At 56.8% G+C, this 15,898-nt stretch carries 17 protein-coding genes; 10 read left to right on the top strand and 7 right to left on the bottom strand.

Annotated elements, in window-relative coordinates; genetic code table 11:
- Positions 1-111: 111 nt before the first annotated feature.
- Positions 112-879: a ribosome biogenesis GTP-binding protein YihA/YsxC gene (gene yihA / locus PQR63_RS00330; protein ID WP_408164679.1), complete on the bottom strand. Its 768-nt coding sequence runs from the start codon at positions 877-879 to the stop codon at positions 112-114.
- A 182-nt stretch (positions 880-1,061) separates the two neighbouring features.
- Between yihA and PQR63_RS00325 the strand changes: the two genes are divergently transcribed.
- From PQR63_RS00325 to PQR63_RS00300, 6 genes are all read left to right on the top strand, one after another.
- Entirely contained in the window at positions 1,062-1,730 is a 669-nt protein-coding gene (locus tag PQR63_RS00325) for a c-type cytochrome (RefSeq protein WP_408164677.1), read from the top strand.
- A 124-nt stretch (positions 1,731-1,854) separates the two neighbouring features.
- Positions 1,855-3,975 (top strand): cytochrome c biogenesis protein ResB, encoded by a 2,121-nt coding sequence (locus PQR63_RS00320; protein ID WP_408164675.1) that lies wholly within the window; start codon positions 1,855-1,857, stop codon positions 3,973-3,975.
- A 110-nt stretch (positions 3,976-4,085) separates the two neighbouring features.
- The gene (ccsB, locus tag PQR63_RS00315) at positions 4,086-5,237 is read left to right on the top strand and encodes a c-type cytochrome biogenesis protein CcsB (protein ID WP_408164673.1); all 1,152 of its coding nucleotides are present in this window, start codon (positions 4,086-4,088) and stop codon (positions 5,235-5,237) included.
- A gap of 12 nt (positions 5,238-5,249) precedes the next feature.
- On the top strand, positions 5,250-5,909 hold the full coding sequence (locus tag PQR63_RS00310; protein WP_408164671.1) for an HAD family hydrolase: 660 nt from the start codon (positions 5,250-5,252) through the stop codon (positions 5,907-5,909).
- 254 nt (positions 5,910-6,163) lie between these two features.
- A complete protein-coding gene (gene msrQ, locus PQR63_RS00305) occupies positions 6,164-6,796 on the top strand; it encodes a protein-methionine-sulfoxide reductase heme-binding subunit MsrQ (RefSeq protein ID WP_408164669.1) in 633 nt (210 codons plus the stop codon).
- 244 nt (positions 6,797-7,040) lie between these two features.
- A complete protein-coding gene (locus tag PQR63_RS00300) occupies positions 7,041-7,280 on the top strand; it encodes a hypothetical protein (RefSeq protein WP_408164667.1) in 240 nt (79 codons plus the stop codon).
- Between the two features lie 135 nt (positions 7,281-7,415).
- Here PQR63_RS00300 and PQR63_RS00295 read toward each other — a convergent pair whose 3' ends face one another.
- From PQR63_RS00295 to PQR63_RS00275, 5 genes are all read right to left on the bottom strand, one after another.
- Positions 7,416-8,417: an NAD(P)H-dependent glycerol-3-phosphate dehydrogenase gene (locus tag PQR63_RS00295; RefSeq protein ID WP_408164665.1), complete on the bottom strand. Its 1,002-nt coding sequence runs from the start codon at positions 8,415-8,417 to the stop codon at positions 7,416-7,418.
- A gap of 160 nt (positions 8,418-8,577) precedes the next feature.
- A complete protein-coding gene (locus tag PQR63_RS00290; RefSeq protein WP_408164663.1) occupies positions 8,578-9,030 on the bottom strand; it encodes an SH3 domain-containing protein in 453 nt (150 codons plus the stop codon).
- A gap of 135 nt (positions 9,031-9,165) precedes the next feature.
- Complete coding sequence (secB, locus tag PQR63_RS00285; protein WP_007875372.1) at positions 9,166-9,660, bottom strand: protein-export chaperone SecB; 495 nt, start codon at positions 9,658-9,660, stop codon at positions 9,166-9,168.
- Between the two features lie 56 nt (positions 9,661-9,716).
- Positions 9,717-9,977 (bottom strand): glutaredoxin 3, encoded by a 261-nt coding sequence (gene grxC / locus PQR63_RS00280; RefSeq protein WP_094565737.1) that lies wholly within the window; start codon positions 9,975-9,977, stop codon positions 9,717-9,719.
- Positions 9,974-10,399, bottom strand: coding sequence for a rhodanese-like domain-containing protein (locus PQR63_RS00275; protein ID WP_050479894.1), 426 nt, complete (start codon positions 10,397-10,399; stop codon positions 9,974-9,976). The genes grxC and PQR63_RS00275 overlap by 4 nt, the downstream gene beginning before the upstream one ends.
- A 112-nt stretch (positions 10,400-10,511) precedes the next feature.
- On the opposite strand from PQR63_RS00275, the gene gpmA reads away from it, so the two are divergent.
- The 4 genes from gpmA to PQR63_RS00255 all read left to right on the top strand — a co-directional run bounded on the left by gpmA (position 10,512) and on the right by PQR63_RS00255 (position 15,095).
- Positions 10,512-11,258: a 2,3-diphosphoglycerate-dependent phosphoglycerate mutase gene (gene gpmA / locus PQR63_RS00270; protein ID WP_408164660.1), complete on the top strand. Its 747-nt coding sequence runs from the start codon at positions 10,512-10,514 to the stop codon at positions 11,256-11,258.
- Positions 11,259-11,272: 14 nt separating this feature from the next.
- Entirely contained in the window at positions 11,273-12,700 is a 1,428-nt protein-coding gene (locus PQR63_RS00265) for a murein hydrolase activator EnvC family protein (protein WP_408164658.1), read from the top strand.
- A gap of 3 nt (positions 12,701-12,703) precedes the next feature.
- Entirely contained in the window at positions 12,704-14,242 is a 1,539-nt protein-coding gene (locus tag PQR63_RS00260; RefSeq protein ID WP_408164656.1) for a S41 family peptidase, read from the top strand.
- A gap of 97 nt (positions 14,243-14,339) precedes the next feature.
- Positions 14,340-15,095, top strand: a complete 756-nt coding sequence (locus PQR63_RS00255; protein ID WP_408164654.1) for a HesA/MoeB/ThiF family protein — start codon at positions 14,340-14,342, stop codon at positions 15,093-15,095.
- Positions 15,096-15,187: 92 nt separating this feature from the next.
- On the opposite strand, the gene PQR63_RS00250 is transcribed toward PQR63_RS00255, so the two are convergent.
- Positions 15,188-15,880, bottom strand: a complete 693-nt coding sequence (locus PQR63_RS00250; protein ID WP_408164652.1) for a hypothetical protein — start codon at positions 15,878-15,880, stop codon at positions 15,188-15,190.
- Positions 15,881-15,898: the final 18 nt, after the last annotated feature.

The raw sequence follows: 15,898 nt of genomic DNA, 5'->3' as shown, positions 1-15,898 counted from the left end.
CCTGAGCGGGGCTCATCGTGCAAACGATAGGCGTTTTGCCCTGGAACGGTTTCCCCCCTTCCAGGGCATTTTTACATCTGGCGTCAGGCTTTCACCCGATCGCCCTTTTTCTTACTTATCCTCGCCTTCAGCAGCATCGATCGCATCGGTATCCGGCGTCTCATGCGCCGCCGCAGATGCTGCGCCATCGCCCTCGCCATCGCTACCTATATCGTCATCGGTCAGCCCGGCCAGTTCCATAATCTTGTCGGAAGCTTCGTCGATGCCGGTACGCTTGAGCGCCGAAAACAATTGCGCCGTGAACGGAAACGGCTTGCCGTCTGCATCGACATAACTGGCCAAAAACGTCTCAGCCTGACGCAGCGCGTTGGTAGCTTCATTGCGGTTGAGCTTGTCGGCTTTGCTCAGGATGCAATGCATGGGTTTGCCGGTTGGCGCAAACCATTCAACCATCTGAATATCGAGTTCGGTAAACGGTCGGCGCGAATCGATGATCATGACCAGCGCGGCCAGCTGTTCGCGGCGGCGCACGTAGTCACCGAGCAGTTCCTGCCAGTGCAGCTTGGCCGAGCCGGAGACCTGGGCGTAGCCATAGCCGGGCAAGTCGACCAGCAGAGCGCGGATTTCATCAACTTTTGTCTCATCTTTGCGATGCTGCGCCACATGAGCGCCGCCGATGGAAAAATAGTTGATATGCTGTGTCCGTCCTGGCGTTTTTGAAGCGAATGCCAACTTCTTTTGATTGCACAACACATTAATTGCGGTAGATTTGCCGGCATTGGAGCGGCCGGCGAAGGCAATCTCGGGTACCTGAGTGGTTGGCAAATCACGGAGATGATTCACCGTGGTGAAGAAACGGGCTTGCCAAAGTTGGGACATAGTAGGAGGAATGCATTAAAAGTGGGCAAAAATGCCGAAAAGCTATTGTACAATAAGGGGTTACCTCTTGTTGTGTTGTGCTGGAGGAAACACTTTTCAGGCATTTTCTGAAAAGATTAAGGAAAGAAGCATCGTCGCCAACCTGGCAATTTATTAATATAATCAAGTCTCAGGGTGTTTGAATGAATCGTGCCTTTTCACCATTGTTGAAATCCTTGTTTATTGCAGTGCTGGCGGTATCTTCCACAGCATTTGCAGCCGAAGAAAAGAAACCAGAGCCCGTCGCCAAGGTTGATCCGGCCAAGGGTGAGGCGCTTTACACCAACGGCGACACTACCCGAAATATCACCGCTTGCGTGTCCTGTCATGGCGCTGCGGGCAATTCCACGATTACCGCCAATCCGCGTCTGGCCGGCCAGCATACTGCTTATATCATCAAGCAGCTGACCGACTTCCGTTCGGCCGGTCGCAACAACCCTATCATGTCGCCGCTGGCCAAGGCCTTGTCGGATGAAGACGTGAAAAACATCGCCGCCTACCTCAATGCGCAGGCGCCGAAACCGGGTGCGGCCAAGAACAAGGACACGCTGGATCTGGGCAAACAAATCTGGCGCGGCGGCATCGCTTCCAAGAATGTTCCCGCCTGCGCAGGCTGCCACAGCCCGAACGGCGCCGGCATCCCGGCACAGTATCCGCGTCTGGCCGGTCAGCATCAGGATTACACGGTGGCCGAACTGACCAATTTCCGCGGCGGCACACGCAGCAACAGCCCGCAAATGGTCACGATTGCGGAACGTTTGTCGGATAAAGAAATCAAGGCGGTAGCAGACTACATCGCCGGTTTGAAGTAAAAATTAGCTGGTAACAAACTGGAGGGGGTGGCTGAGAAGCCGCCCCTTTTTCATTTTATTTCCGCGCGGGGCCGCGGGGCAGTCGCTGAAAACTGTACAAGCAGCATCGATAAAGGTAGCACTTATGACAGGCAGTACCGCAGGCATACAACTGAAAACCCGGCAACGATGGCTTGCCGACGTCGTTGAACTGTTTTCTTCCATGCGCTTTGCGATCAGCCTGCTTACGCTGATCGCCATCGCCGCCATCATCGGCACCGTGCTCAAGCAGAACGAACCGATGCCGAACTACGTCAATCAGTTCGGGCCGTTCTGGTTCGAAGTCTTCAACAAGGCTGGTTTGTATGCCGTGTATTCGGCCTGGTGGTTCCTGCTGATCATGGGATTTTTGGTGCTGTCGACCTCGCTGTGTATTACGCGTAATGGTCCCAAGATGCTCAAGGATGTCAAAAGCTGGCGCGAAAACGTGCGCGAGCAATCGCTGCAGAATTTCCACCACAAAGCAGAATGGACTGTCGCCACGCCGGTCGCCGCGCTGGCGCAGCAACTGGCGCAGCGCATCGGCGCCAACGGCTATAAAGTCAAACTGGTAGAGAAAGAAGGGGCGACGCTGATCGCCGCCAAGAAAGGCGCCGCCAACAAATGGGGTTATATCTTTGCGCATAGTGCCATCGTCATTATTTGCATCGGCGGGTTGCTCGATTCCGACTTGCCGATTCGCTTCCAGCAATGGTTTTACGGCAAGACGCCGTTCGCCGGAAATGGCGTGATCTCGCAGATCCCGGCAGAGCATCGCTTGGGATTGGGCAATCCGACCTTCCGCGGCAACACGCTTATTCCGGAAGGCGCCAGCAGCAGTACGGCGATTATTCCGCAGCAAAACGGCGTGATGATTCAGGACTTACCCTTCACGATCCATCTCAAACGTTTCGTCATCGATTACTACTCGACCGGCATGCCGAAGTTGTTTGCCAGCGATGTGATCGTACGCGACAACGCTACCGGCAAAGACTTTTCCGCCACGATCAAGGTCAATGAGCCGTTGATCTATAACGGCGTCGCGGTCTATCAATCCAGCTTCGAAGACGGTGGCAGCAAGCTGCGCCTGACCGGGCACGCGATGAGCGGCGCCGAAGACAAAACCTTCCAGATCGCCGGTGAAGTCAACGGCAGCACGCCGCTGGCCTCTGCTGATAAAGGAAAGGACAGCGACTACACCGTTGAATGGACGGGTTTCCGTCCCTTCAACGTTGAAAACATGAGCAACAGCGCCAGCCAGGATGTGCGCAGCGTCAATAAAAACGTCAACAAGAGCTTTGCGGCAGGATTCGACAAGCATCTCGGTTCCGGTGCCAAGAACGCCAACAACAAGGATCTGAAGAATGTCGGACCGAGCGTGCAATATAAATTGCGCGACAAGACCGGGCAGGCGCGCGAGTTTCTCAACTACATGATGTCGGTGCAGGTCGACGGCGCTTATGTTTTCCTGGCGGGTGTGCGCGATATGCCGGATGAGCCCTTCCGCTATCTGCGGATCCCGGCCGACGAGAACGATAGCGTCAACGAATGGATGCGTCTGCGCGCTGCGCTGGCCAACCCGGCGTTGCGCGAAGAAGCAGCGGCACGCTATGCGCGCCAGGCCATGAAAGGCACCAGCACCGCTTCCGACCAGTTACGCGAACAGGTGCAGCAGTCGGCGTTGCGCGGCCTGAGCATTTTTGCAGGCGACGGCAAGGAGTCGGGTTATATCGCCGTATCGCGATTCATTGAAAAGATCCCGGCTGCGGAGCAGGAGAAAGCCGCGGATATTTTCATGAAAATCCTCAACGGCAGCATGTGGGAGCTGTGGCAAGTGGCGCGCGAGAAATCAGGTCAGCCGCCGATGGCGACCGATGAGAAGCATGCGCGCTTTCTCCAATTGGCGATCAACGCCATGGCGGACGCTGGTTTTTACCACGCGCCTGTCTATCTGCAGCTGAGCAGTTTCGATGAGGTCAAGGCCTCGGTGTTCCAGGTAACGCGCTCGCCGGGCAAGAAAGTGGTGTATCTCGGTTGCCTGTTTCTGGTGTTGGGCGTGTTCTCGATGCTGTATATCCGGGAGCGTCGCCTCTGGGTGTGGATTCGCCCTCAGGAGAGCGATGCAGGTGGTTCGCATGCGCTGATGGCGATGAGCACGCAGCGCAAGACGCTGGATTTCGAGAAGGAATTCGAATTACTCAAAGCGAAGCTGGCGCAAACGGCGTAAGCTAGCGCTCGAGATTATGGGCATTTGCGTTTAACGCTTATGCCTGAAACGACATATCTCCCGCACCACAGACGGGTAGGATGGCGGCAGGAGACAAATCGGAGAATATGATGGAACTGAGCCAAACCCACGCTTACTCGCAGGATATCGGCTTTTTTAAACGTCTCAGCGTGCTGGACTGGATTTACGCAGCTGCATTGGTTGCGGCGTCGCTGTTTGCGCTGAATCGCTACGGCAACCATATGGACTACTACGAGAAGGCAGTCCTGGTGCTGGCAGCGCCCACTTTTGCCTGGCTCGGCTGGCATTGGAAGCAGGTGCGTTGGCTGATGGTCTTGCTGGCGATGCTGGCCTTGTCGACGATCGCGATGTACGGCGGCAATCTGGAGCTCGCCGACAAGAAATTCTTCCTCAAATACTTTCTCTCCAGCCAATCCGCGATCTTGTGGATGAGCGCTTTGTTCGTGCTGTCGACCTTGTTTTACTGGATCGGCCTGATCGGCCGTTCGCCGGTCGGCTCGGCGATCGGCTCCAAGCTTTGCTGGGCGGCGGTGGTGCTGGGTTTTACCGGCATGCTGGTGCGCTGGTACGAGTCTTATCTGATCGGCGCTGATATCGGCCATATCCCGATTTCCAATCTGTATGAAGTGTTCATTCTGTTTTGCATGATCACGGCGCTGTTCTATCTGTATTACGAAGAGCGTTATGAAACCCGTCAGTTGGGCGCTTTTGTGCTGCTGGTAATTACGGCGGCGGTCGGCTTTCTGTTCTGGTACACCATGTCGCGCGACGCGGCCGAGATTCAGCCGTTGGTGCCGGCCCTGCAGAGCTGGTGGATGAAGATTCACGTGCCGGCCAATTTCATTGGCTACGGCACGTTCGCTTTGTCGGCCATGGTCGCGGTGGCCTATCTGCTCAAATCCAAGGGCTATCTGGCGGATCGCCTGCCGTCACTGGAAGTGCTCGACGACGTGATGTACAAAGCCATCGCCGTCGGCTTCGCTTTCTTCACGATCGCCACCATCCTTGGGGCATTGTGGGCGGCGGAAGCCTGGGGCGGCTATTGGTCCTGGGATCCGAAGGAAACCTGGGCGCTGATCGTCTGGCTCAACTACGCGGCGTGGCTGCACATGCGCCTGATGAAAGGCCTGCGCGGGCCCTTCGCTGCCTGGTGGGCGCTGGTGGGCTTGCTGGTGACCACGTTTGCCTTCCTTGGCGTCAACATGTTCTTGTCGGGCCTGCATTCCTACGGCGAGCTTTAAAAGGATTTTGGTTTGAAGAAAGACGCAAGGTCTGAGTTCGATCTGGTGCTGTTCGATTGCGACGGCACCCTGGTCGATAGCGAAGTAGTGGTTGCCGATGCCTGGTCGCAATACGTAGAGCGCTACGGCGTTACCCTGACTGCCCAGGAGGCCTTGCAGCAATTTCGCGGCACCAGCATGAAGCTATGCTTGGCGCGCATCGAAGAATTGCATGGCGCCCCATTGCCGGCCGTATTCGAGCAAGAGTTGCGTGGCGTCATGACCGAGATGTTGAGCGAGCGTCTGCAGCCCATCAATGGCGCCCTGGAGATGGTGCAAGCGCTGTCGGTACCGTTTTGCCTGGCCTCCAACGCACCGCGGGCCAAGATTGAATTGTGTTTGAAGGTCACTGGCATGTTGTCGTATTTTGCCGGCCGTATTTTCAGCGCCTACGATGTCCAGAAATGGAAACCCGATCCGACCTTGTTTCTTCACGCGGCAGCCAGTCTGGGCGTGCCGTCGCACCGCTGTGCGGTCGTTGAAGACAGCCTGCCGGGCATCCAGGCCGGGCTAGCCGCAGGCATGACCGTTTTTGCGCTGCAGCCGGAAGATCATATTCTGGACTTGCCGGAAGGCGTGCACGTCATTCGCGAGCTGGCCGAATTACCGGGACGCTTGCATCCCGTAGCCTGAGTCGACGGTCTGACTTCGAAGACGCACTGCAAATCCTCTCCCGCAAATTGCCGGGACAATCCAAATCATGAATTTCGGTAAGATGGTGTCGATGCCTGCAGGGGCAATTGGCGCCTTTTTCGGCGATTTTTGCCCTTGTTTTTGCTTATCACCGCTTATGGAGTTCGCATGCTGATCAAGCGTTTGTCTTGCAACGTCGACGTTTTCCCTTGCTTCGGCCTCTTATCGTGCGCGACGACTTCATCGGTGGCGATATGAATATCATCCACGCCATTCGCAAACTGACGACCCGGCAAGTCGGCATTCTCAAAGCGGTATTGTTTGCAGCGTCGCTATTGCCATTCTTGCGTCTGGCCGTGTTTGTCTTCCTTGACAAGCTTGGCGCCAATCCCATCGAGTTCATTACACGCAACACCGGCGACTGGACGCTGTATTTCCTCTGCATCACGCTGGCGGTCACACCGCTGCGCCGGCTGACCGGCTGGAACTGGCTGATCCGCTTGCGCAGGATGATCGGGCTATTTTCCTTTTTTTATGTCGTGCTGCATTTCATGACGTTTTTCTGGTTCGATCATTTCTTCGACGTCGAGGAAATGTGGAAGGACGTGATCAAGCGGCCTTTCATCACGGTCGGTTTCATTGCTTTTGTGCTGCTGATCCCGCTGGCGGTAACGAGCACCAACGGCATGGTGCGCAGACTGGGCGGCAAACGCTGGCAATGGCTGCACCGTTTGATGTATGTGATATTGCCATTGGGCATTTTGCACTTCTGGTGGATGAAGGCGGGAAAGAACCTGCTGGCCCAGCCGATACTTTTTGCAACAATTGTTTCCATCTTGCTGCTACTGCGTATGTTCTATAAATTCAGGTCGCAGAAAGCAATGTAAGTTATTGAAAATAAATGATATTTCATGTTTTTGCATTGCGACAAACACGCCGGTACTTTTACTTTTCTTGCTATTTCCTGACGAAAAATCGTTTTTCGCGTATTCCAAATCGTATTTGGTGCGTTAGATGACGTACAGCGCGCCAAAAACGCGCAGCGACAAACGCACAACGATGACAGATCACACCATCAATGTTGCGCGGAAGTTACGAACAGGAACGTCAGAAGACGGTAAGGATAGAGTTATGCAAGCAATCGAACGCAACGCAAAGACAAAGCTCGGCGCCAGCCATCACCAGTCATACGCGCTGGCGGCCAAGGAAGGTCGTTTCAGCAAGGCAGCAAAATCGTTTCGCTCCAAAGAGCGTGAAGACGATTGCTCAATGTATGACAAGCTGCCGAAGCAGATCGACGATATCGTCGAGGGCGAATCGCCCAAGCGTTTCAAACGCCCCAAAATGGAAAGCGACATCGTCGCTCGCTAAGTCAGGCAAGGCCTGATTGCATCAGGATGATGCCGGGACTGCAAGGATTGTAGAGGTGCAGTCCGGTATTTCCGGGATGTCGAGGATTTCTGAAGCAGGCGTTTGTTTTACTGCTTTCCAGGTTTTAGTTTTTTTTCAGTTTTCTTCGCGCGGATCGCGCGACAGCAATTGCGCAACCATTTCCTGTACGGAAATACCATCGAACAAGGCGCCAGCCACTGCATCAGTGATCGGCATGTCGATGTTCAACTCTTGCGCCAGCGAGCGCACGGCTTGTGCGCAACGTACGCCTTCGGCTACATGACCGAGTTCGGCGACGATCGTCTCCAGTTTTTTTCCTTGCGCCAGTCCTAATCCGACACGGCGATTGCGCGACAGATCGCCGGTGCAGGTGAGGATGAGGTCGCCTACGCCGGACAAGCCCATGAAGGTTTCCGCACGTCCGCCGAGCGCGATGCCGAGACGGCTGATTTCCGCCAGACCGCGCGTAATCAGGGCTGCGCGCGCATTCAGACCCAGTTGCAGGCCGTCGGCCGCGCCGGTGGCGATGGCGAGAATGTTTTTCACCGCGCCGCCGATTTCCACGCCAATCAGATCATCACTCGAATACACGCGCAGATTGCCGCCATGCACCGCTGCGACGACGCGCTCGCACAAGGCCTTGTCGTTGCTGGCGATAGTCAGTGCGCAAGGCAGGCCACGCGCAACCTCCTGAGCGAACGACGGACCCGACAAGGCACCGGCGGGCACGCTGTCACCCAGGACTTCACGCACGATCTGATGGGGCAGCAGGCGGGTTTGTTCTTCCAGACCTTTGCAGAGCCAGACGATGTTGGGGATGTCGCGGTCGCGCAAGGTTTCTGCCAAGGCACGCAGGCCGGACACCGACGAGGCGACGATGAGCAGGCTGTCGGCGGGGATTTGTGTGACGTGACCGACCGCAAGATCGAAATCGGCCGTGACCTTGAGCGACTCCGGCAGGTGGAAGCCGCGCAGGTAGTCCATGTTCTCGCGCTGTGCAGCGGCGTCCTGCATGGCCTTGGTATTGCGGCCCCACAGGACGACTTTGTGACGTTGCACCAGATTGATGGCCAGTGCTGTACCCCAGGCGCCTGCGCCGAGTATCGAAATGTTCATGAGGGCAATCGCTAATGGCTAATGACTAATGTCTGAGGCTGGCTGGATGATGCTTCGCGTGCTGCGTGTGTATCTGAAGTTCTGAACATGCGAGCATGCGCCCGGCCTGGCATCGGTGAACAAGATTGAGGCGGCAGGGTACACACTGAAGATGGAAGAATTAATCCCCCCATACCTCTGCGGTCTTGATGAAACCGCTTTGGCCATCACGATGTTTGACCTTGACCCAACCAGAGACCGGTGTCGAGTCGGTCAGTTCCAGCAATACGTTTTTATCGGCGCTGAACACGGTCGCGCTGGCCTCATCAGCTGCGGCGTGAATCTTGGCGTTCGGCGCGCTGACAACGACGTTGCGCTTCGCTGCCAAGGCCTTCGACTGTACCCACGACAGCGCGCCGGAGGCATCGCGTACCTTGCTCCAGTCGCCATAGGTCAGCACGACTTCCACCGGCATGCCGCGTGGCGCGATCGAGACACGGCGACCTTTTTCGGATGGCGCGTCGTACAGAATCGCCGGCGCGGCACCGACCGATTTGAAATCGAGCGCATAAGCAGGCGCTGCTGCAGCCGAACTAAGTACGAGAGCGGATAGGACGAGAGAGGAAAATTTCATGGACTTGCTCCGCTGTAGAGGTTGAAGCCGCGTGCCGAAAAACAGTGGCACGCCAAGGCGTCGAATAGCAGGAAAAGAGGCGCGCCGCATTGCCGTTCACGCCAAGCGCAATGGCAATGCAGCGGTACGGCAGAATCAGTTGACGGTCGTCGAACCGGTGACCAGTGTGCCATCGGTTTGTTGCTCGGCCAGCGCTTGCAGGCGTTGCTGATAGAACACTTCAAAATTGATTTCGGCCAGATGAATCGGCGGGAAACCGGCGCGCGTGATCACGTCGGCGATGTTGGCACGCAGGTAGGGATAGATGATGTTCGGGCAACCGATGCCCAGCAGCGGATCCAGTTGCTCGGCAGGAACGTTGCGCACTTCAAAGATGCCGGCTTGCTTGCCTTCAACCAGGAAAGCGACCTTGTCCTTGACCTTGGCGGTCACGGTGATGGTGACGGTGGATTCGAAAATGCCGTCAGCCAGCGCTTCGGCGCCGACGTCGACCGACACTTCGATTGCCGGTGCATCCTGTTCCAGGAAAATCGCCGGGGAATTCGGTTGCTCCAGCGACAGGTCTTTCAGGTAGACGCGTTGAATCTGGAATACAGGTTGCTGTTCAGCTTGTTGGTTCTCTTCCGCCATGGAATGCTCTCGTTTCAGGTTGGATTAATGCAATTATGCAGGAATGATTCAGTACATCAGGCTTGCAGCAGGGGATCGAGTCCGCCCGCACGGTCCAGTGCGCTCAGATCGTCGAAGCCGCCGACATGGGTGTCGCCGATATAGATCTGCGGCACGGTGCGGCGACCGGTCTTTTGCATCATGATGTCGCGTTGCTGGGGATCGAGGTCGACACGGATCTTTTCGATGTCTTCGATACCTTTGCTCTTGAGCAGCCGCTCAGCCATCATGCAATACGGGCAGACGGCAGTGCTGTACATGACGACGCGGGCTGTCATTTGGCGACCTTAGGGCTGTTTTGGCTGGCGGTCGGGAGACCTTGGGCTTGCCATGCTGCGATACCGCCGGTCAGGCCGTGTACTTCCGGGAAGCCGGCTTTCTTCAGGATGCCTTCCGCCTTGGCGGTCTGGGTACCCGACTGGCAGACGACGATAACGTTCTTGCCCTTGAACTTGTCCAGCTCGCCGACGCGTTGCGCCAGGTCTTTGAGCGGGATATTGCGGGCGTCGCGCAGGTGAGCGGCGTTGAACTGCTCGACGTCGCGGACGTCCAGAACCAGGGTTTTACCCGTGTTGATCAGTTGTGTGGCCTGCAGCAATGTCAGCTTGCTACCGCGCTGTTGCAGGAAGGGAACGAGCAGCGCGCCACCGGAAATGATGACGAGGCCGATCAGGAAAATATTGTCTACGATGAATTTCACGGGATCTCAATGGGTTTACTGAATCCCGGCATTATAAAATAGAAGCTGACACGCTATTTGATTCTTCAATTGCTATTTTCTCATCGCTTCCTTTTTCTGACTGTTCCTCACTATGTACAAAATCGTTTTCATGCGCCACGGCGAGTCAACCTGGAATCTTGCCAACCGCTTTACCGGCTGGGTTGACGTCGATCTGACCGAAAAAGGCGTGGCTGAAGCCAAACAGGCCGGCAAGCTGCTCAAAGAAGCCGGTTTCACCTTCGATCTGGCCTACACCTCGGTGCTCAAGCGTGCCATCCGTACGTTGTGGACGACGCTGGACGAAATGGATCTGATGTATCTGCCGGTGCAACACGACTGGCGCCTCAACGAGCGTCACTACGGTGCCCTGCAAGGTCTGAACAAGGCGGAAACCGCCGCCCAGTATGGCGATGAGCAAGTGCTGGTCTGGCGCCGCAGCTACGACACGCCGCCGCTGCCGCTGGAGCCGACCGACCCGCGCGCGTCGTTCAACGATCCGCGCTATGCCGATCTGAAGCGCGAGCAAATTCCGCTGACGGAATGCCTCAAGGACACCGTCGCCCGTGTGCTGCCGGCCTGGAACGACACGATTGCTCCGGCCATCCGCGCCGGCAAGAAGATCATCATTTCGGCTCATGGCAACAGCCTGCGCGCCTTGATCAAGTATCTGGACGGCATCAGCGACAACGACATCGTCGGCCTGAACATCCCCAACGGCCAGCCGCTGGTGTATGAACTGGACGCTGACCTGAAGCCGATCAAGAGCTACTACCTTGGCGACCAGTCCGCCATCGAAGCAGCTCTGAAAGCTGTCGCCAGCCAAGGGAAATCGAAATAACTACCTTTCGCGGCATGCTCAGGCAGCACATCAGGCAGCTAGCCCTGCAACACATTCAGCAGCCATGGCAGCTGCGGCCGGCGAGTGCGTTCTCGGCGGTTGTGGCTGCGGTTTTCCTGTCGGCGGCGTTGTGGCAGCCCAGCGCTTCGGCGCAACAAGTCACCGAGCGTACCCGGCAAAAGCAGGCGGCGGAGAAAGAGCGCGCCGACCTGCAGCAAAAACTGGCCAATCTCAAGCGCGACATCGACAAGACCGAAACCGCCAAGGGCAACGCAGCCGATTCGCTGGCGGAGTCGGAGCAGGCCATCTCCAAGGCGAACCGATCCTTGCGTGAGCTGACGCAGGAGCAAGCCGATACCGAAGCGAAACTCGGTGTGCTGGTCAAGCAGCAGTCGGAGCTGTCCGGGGTCGTCAACGTCCAGCAGGCACAGTTGTCCAAGCTGTTGCGCGAGCAATACGTGGCCGGCAACGAGGATCGCATCAAGTTGCTGCTCTCGGGAGACAATCCCAATCGCATCAACCGCGAATTGCAGTACATGGGCTATGTTTCGCAGGCGCAGGCGCGTCTGATCGAAACCCTGCGCGTGAACCTGCAGGCGATCAAGGACAACAAGGCTGCAACCCAGAACGCCAAGTTTGAACTGGAAGAAATCGCCCAGGAAGAGAACGAGCAAAAGAAGTTGCTGGAGAAAGAAAAGGCCAAACGCAGCACTCTGTTGGCCCAGTTGTCGACCAAACTCACGTCTCAGCGCAAGGAAGTCGGCAATCTTCAGCGTGACGAGCAGCGCTTGTCCGGCCTGGTCGACAAGCTGGCGCAGATTATCGAAGAGCAAAAGAAGGCCGAAGCAGCCGCACGTGAAAAACGTCGTCAGGAACAATTGGCCAAAGCCAAGGCCGAACATGACAAGCGCGTAGCCCAGCAAGCGAAGGCTGCGCCGGGAACCAAGAGCAAGCCCGCGCCGTCCGACGCAATTGACGACGACGAAGCGCCGCAATCATTGGGCAGGAACGATGCGACGCCGTCGCCGGAAGAAAATTTTGGTAAACCGTTCGCCAGCCTGCGCGGCCAGCTGCGTCTGCCGGTGCGCGGCGATCTGCTCGCCAAGTTCGGTGGCAAACGCGGCGACGGGCCAAGCTGGAAGGGGCTCTTCATCCGTGCGCCGGAAGGTACGGAAGTCAAGGCCGTGGCGGCAGGGCGGGTGGTCTATGCGGATTGGTTGCGCGGTTTCGGCAACCTGATCATCGTCGATCACGGCAATCAGTACATGACCATTTATGGCAATAATCAGTCCGTCTTGAAACGGGCAGGGGATCTCGTCAAAACCGGGGATGTCATCGCCAGCGCAGGTAATAGCGGCGGCAATGAGCAATCGGGTTTATACTTTGAAATGCGGCATCAGGGCCGCGCTTTCGACCCACTCGGCTGGGTAACTACTAGGTGAAACATGGGCAGCAAACTCAAGAATATCGGTCTTATCGGTCTGGGCATGATTGCAGGTGTGGCGGCTTCGATGCAGTTGGACGCCATCGCACAGAAGAGCGGAGCAGAGCCGCTGCCGCTGGAAGAGGTCCGGCAGCTGACCGACGTGTTCGGGATGATCAAGTCCAACTATGTTGAACCTGTCGAAGACAAGAAGCTGCTGACGGAAGCAATTTCCGGCATGGTCGCCTCGCTCGACCCGCATTCCGCTTACCTCGACAAGAAGGCTTTCAAAGAACTGCGCGAAAGCACCATGGGCAAGTTTGTCGGCCTGGGTATCGAAGTCGGTATGGAAGACGGCTATGTCAAAGTGATCTCGCCGATCGAAGATTCTCCTGCCTACCGTGCAGGCATCAAGGCGGGCGATCTGATCACCCGTCTTGACGCGACACCGGTCAAGGGCCTGACGCTGGATGAAGCCGTCAAGAAAATGCGCGGCGAACCCAATACCAAGATCACGCTGACGATTGCCCGCAAGGACGAAGACCGTCCGATCATCGTGACCATCATGCGCCAGGAAATCCGCATGCAAAGCGTGAAGTCGAAGGTGATCGAGCCTGGCTACGCCTGGTTGCGCGTGACGCAATTCCAGGAACCGACCGTCGACGACATGGCCAAGAAGATCCTCGCGTTCTACGCACAGGAACCCAACCTGAAGGGTCTGGTGCTTGACCTGCGTAACGATCCGGGTGGTGTCTTGCCAGGCGCGATCGGCGTATCGGGCGCTTTCCTGCCCAAGGATGCCGTGGTCGTGACGACTAACGGTCAACTGGCCAGCTCCAAGGTTATCTACGCCGCCAAGCGCGACGAATATGCACAAGGTTCGCTGACCGATCCGCTGGCGCGTTTGCCGGATGCGATCAAGAAAGTGCCGATGGTTGTGCTGATCAATTCGGGTTCGGCTTCTGCCTCCGAGATCGTGGCTGGCGCGTTGCAAGACTACAAGCGCGCCACCATCATGGGTACGCAGTCGTTCGGCAAGGGTTCGGTGCAATCGGTCATTCCGCTGCCACCTGATCGCCAGACCGCGGTCAAGCTGACTACTGCGCGTTACTACACACCGAATGGCCGTTCGATCCAGGCGCGCGGCATCGTGCCGGATATCATGGTCGATGAATACGCCGACGGCGATGGTCTCAACGGCCTGCGTCTGCGTGAAGCCGACCTGACCAAGCATCTGATCAACGACAAGGACAAGGACCCGACTGAAGTCAAGGCCACCACCGTCGACGAGAAGGAAGAAGAGCGTCTGATCGCGCTGGAGAAGAAACGCAAGCCATTGGAATTCGGCAGCAAGGAAGACTTCCAGCTGGCACAGGCGTTGAATCATCTGAAGGGACTGCCGGTTCAGGTCTCGAAGGTCAAGGCCGAGATTCGCGACACTTCCAGCAAGGACGACAAGCCGGTGAAGGACATCCGTAAGGACGGCAAGGATAGTAAAGACAGCAAGACACCGCCGGAAAAGATTGAAAAGGCTCCAGCAGAAAAGATCGAAAAGAAGTAAAAGAAGCAAAGCAAGGAATTGCGTTACATTAAGAGGGCTGCAGAAATGCGGCCCTCTTTTCATTTATCGCTCCGCCACTCTTCGTCACCGCCACGCCATGAACGACCAGCAATTGCTGCGCTATTCGCGCCATATCCTTCTCGACGACATCGATATTGCTGGCCAGGAAAAGCTTCTGGCGGGGCACGCACTGGTTATCGGCGCCGGCGGCCTGGGTTCGCCGGCAGCCTTGTATCTGGCGTCGGCGGGGATGGGCAAGATCACGCTGGTGGATGACGACACCGTCGATCTCACCAATCTGCAGCGTCAGATCATGCACACTACGACGCGCGTCGGCCAGCTTAAGGTGGAATCAGGACGGCAGGCCTTGGAAGAAATCAATCCGGACATAGAAATCGTCACCGTCGCCGAACGCGTCAGCGATGCGCGGCTGGCGGAGCTGGTGAACAAGGCTTCCGTGGTGCTCGACTGCAGCGATAATTTCGCCACTCGCCATGCCGTCAATCGTGCCTGCGTGCAGCACAAGGTGCCGCTGGTATCGGGTGCCGCCATCCGTTTTGACGGCCAGATCAGCGTGTTCGATACGCGCCGGGACGATGCCCCGTGTTACGCCTGCCTGTTTCCCCCCGATCAGCAGTTTGAAGAAGTGCAATGCTCCACCATGGGCGTGTTTTCGCCGCTGGTCGGCATCATCGGCACCATGCAAGCGGCTGAAGCGCTCAAATTGGTGGCGGGCGTTGGCGAATCGTTGTCCGGCCGCCTGCAAATCCTCGACGCGCGCAGCATGGAATGGACCAGCATCCGCTTCGCACGCAATGCCGCTTGTCCGGTTTGCGGAGCCACCCACACCTGAAGGTCGGCTTTATCACGCAATAAAAGCCCGCAACAACGCGCGCAGCATGGTTGACGCACCGCAAAAGGGGTGCGCGAAGTGCTATTTATGCGTCAAGTTCTGGTATACACTGTATTGGTTTTGCATTTATAGGCGTTGCGAGCCGGAGACGGCAACTGATCTACCGCAGACCGGGTAACTGGGAGAGGGAAGTCTATGGGCGTCATCGCAAAGAAAACCGTCAAGAAAAGTACCTCCGGTGCGAGCAGAGTGGCCGTAGTCGGTCCAGCCGCTGCCAAGTCTGCCGCCAAATCCGCCGTTGCAACGCCAAAAACGGTCGCTAAAGCGCTTCCGAAAATGGCAAGCAGGGCGGCAACGCCGGTAAAAAAGACAGAAACCCGTGCCGCTACCGGTAAAGCATCTCCGGCGGGCAGCAAGACCCAAAAAAGCACGGTAACAGCAGCAAAAACTGCAGTGGCGCCGAAGAAAAACACAACTTCGTCGACAGGCAATGTTGTTGTAGTAAAATCCCTGACCGTTAAAAAAACGGCACCAGCGTCGGCGAAGCCCGGCACAGGGAAGAGCGCAGGCGAGGCAATCGATAGCACGCCCAAGAAGGCAGTACCATCGGCAGCAAGGGAAGTGGATTCAAAAGCGACCAAATCCGGCATCAGTGCAGGCGGCAACAAAGCCCGCGCAGAAGTAGCAACCAAGGCAGCAAACAAGGAAGCAAGCGCCGGATTAAAGGATAAAATTGAAAAACCCGTAGTATTGAAAGTAAGCGAAGTGGCAACTAAAACTCCCAAAACTACCCCTGATACGCA

Source organism: Herbaspirillum rhizosphaerae, from assembly GCF_046025915.1.
Taxonomy (GTDB): Bacteria; Pseudomonadota; Gammaproteobacteria; order Burkholderiales; family Burkholderiaceae_D; genus Herbaspirillum; species Herbaspirillum rhizosphaerae_A.
This window is presented reverse-complemented; position numbering and strand designations above follow the sequence as displayed.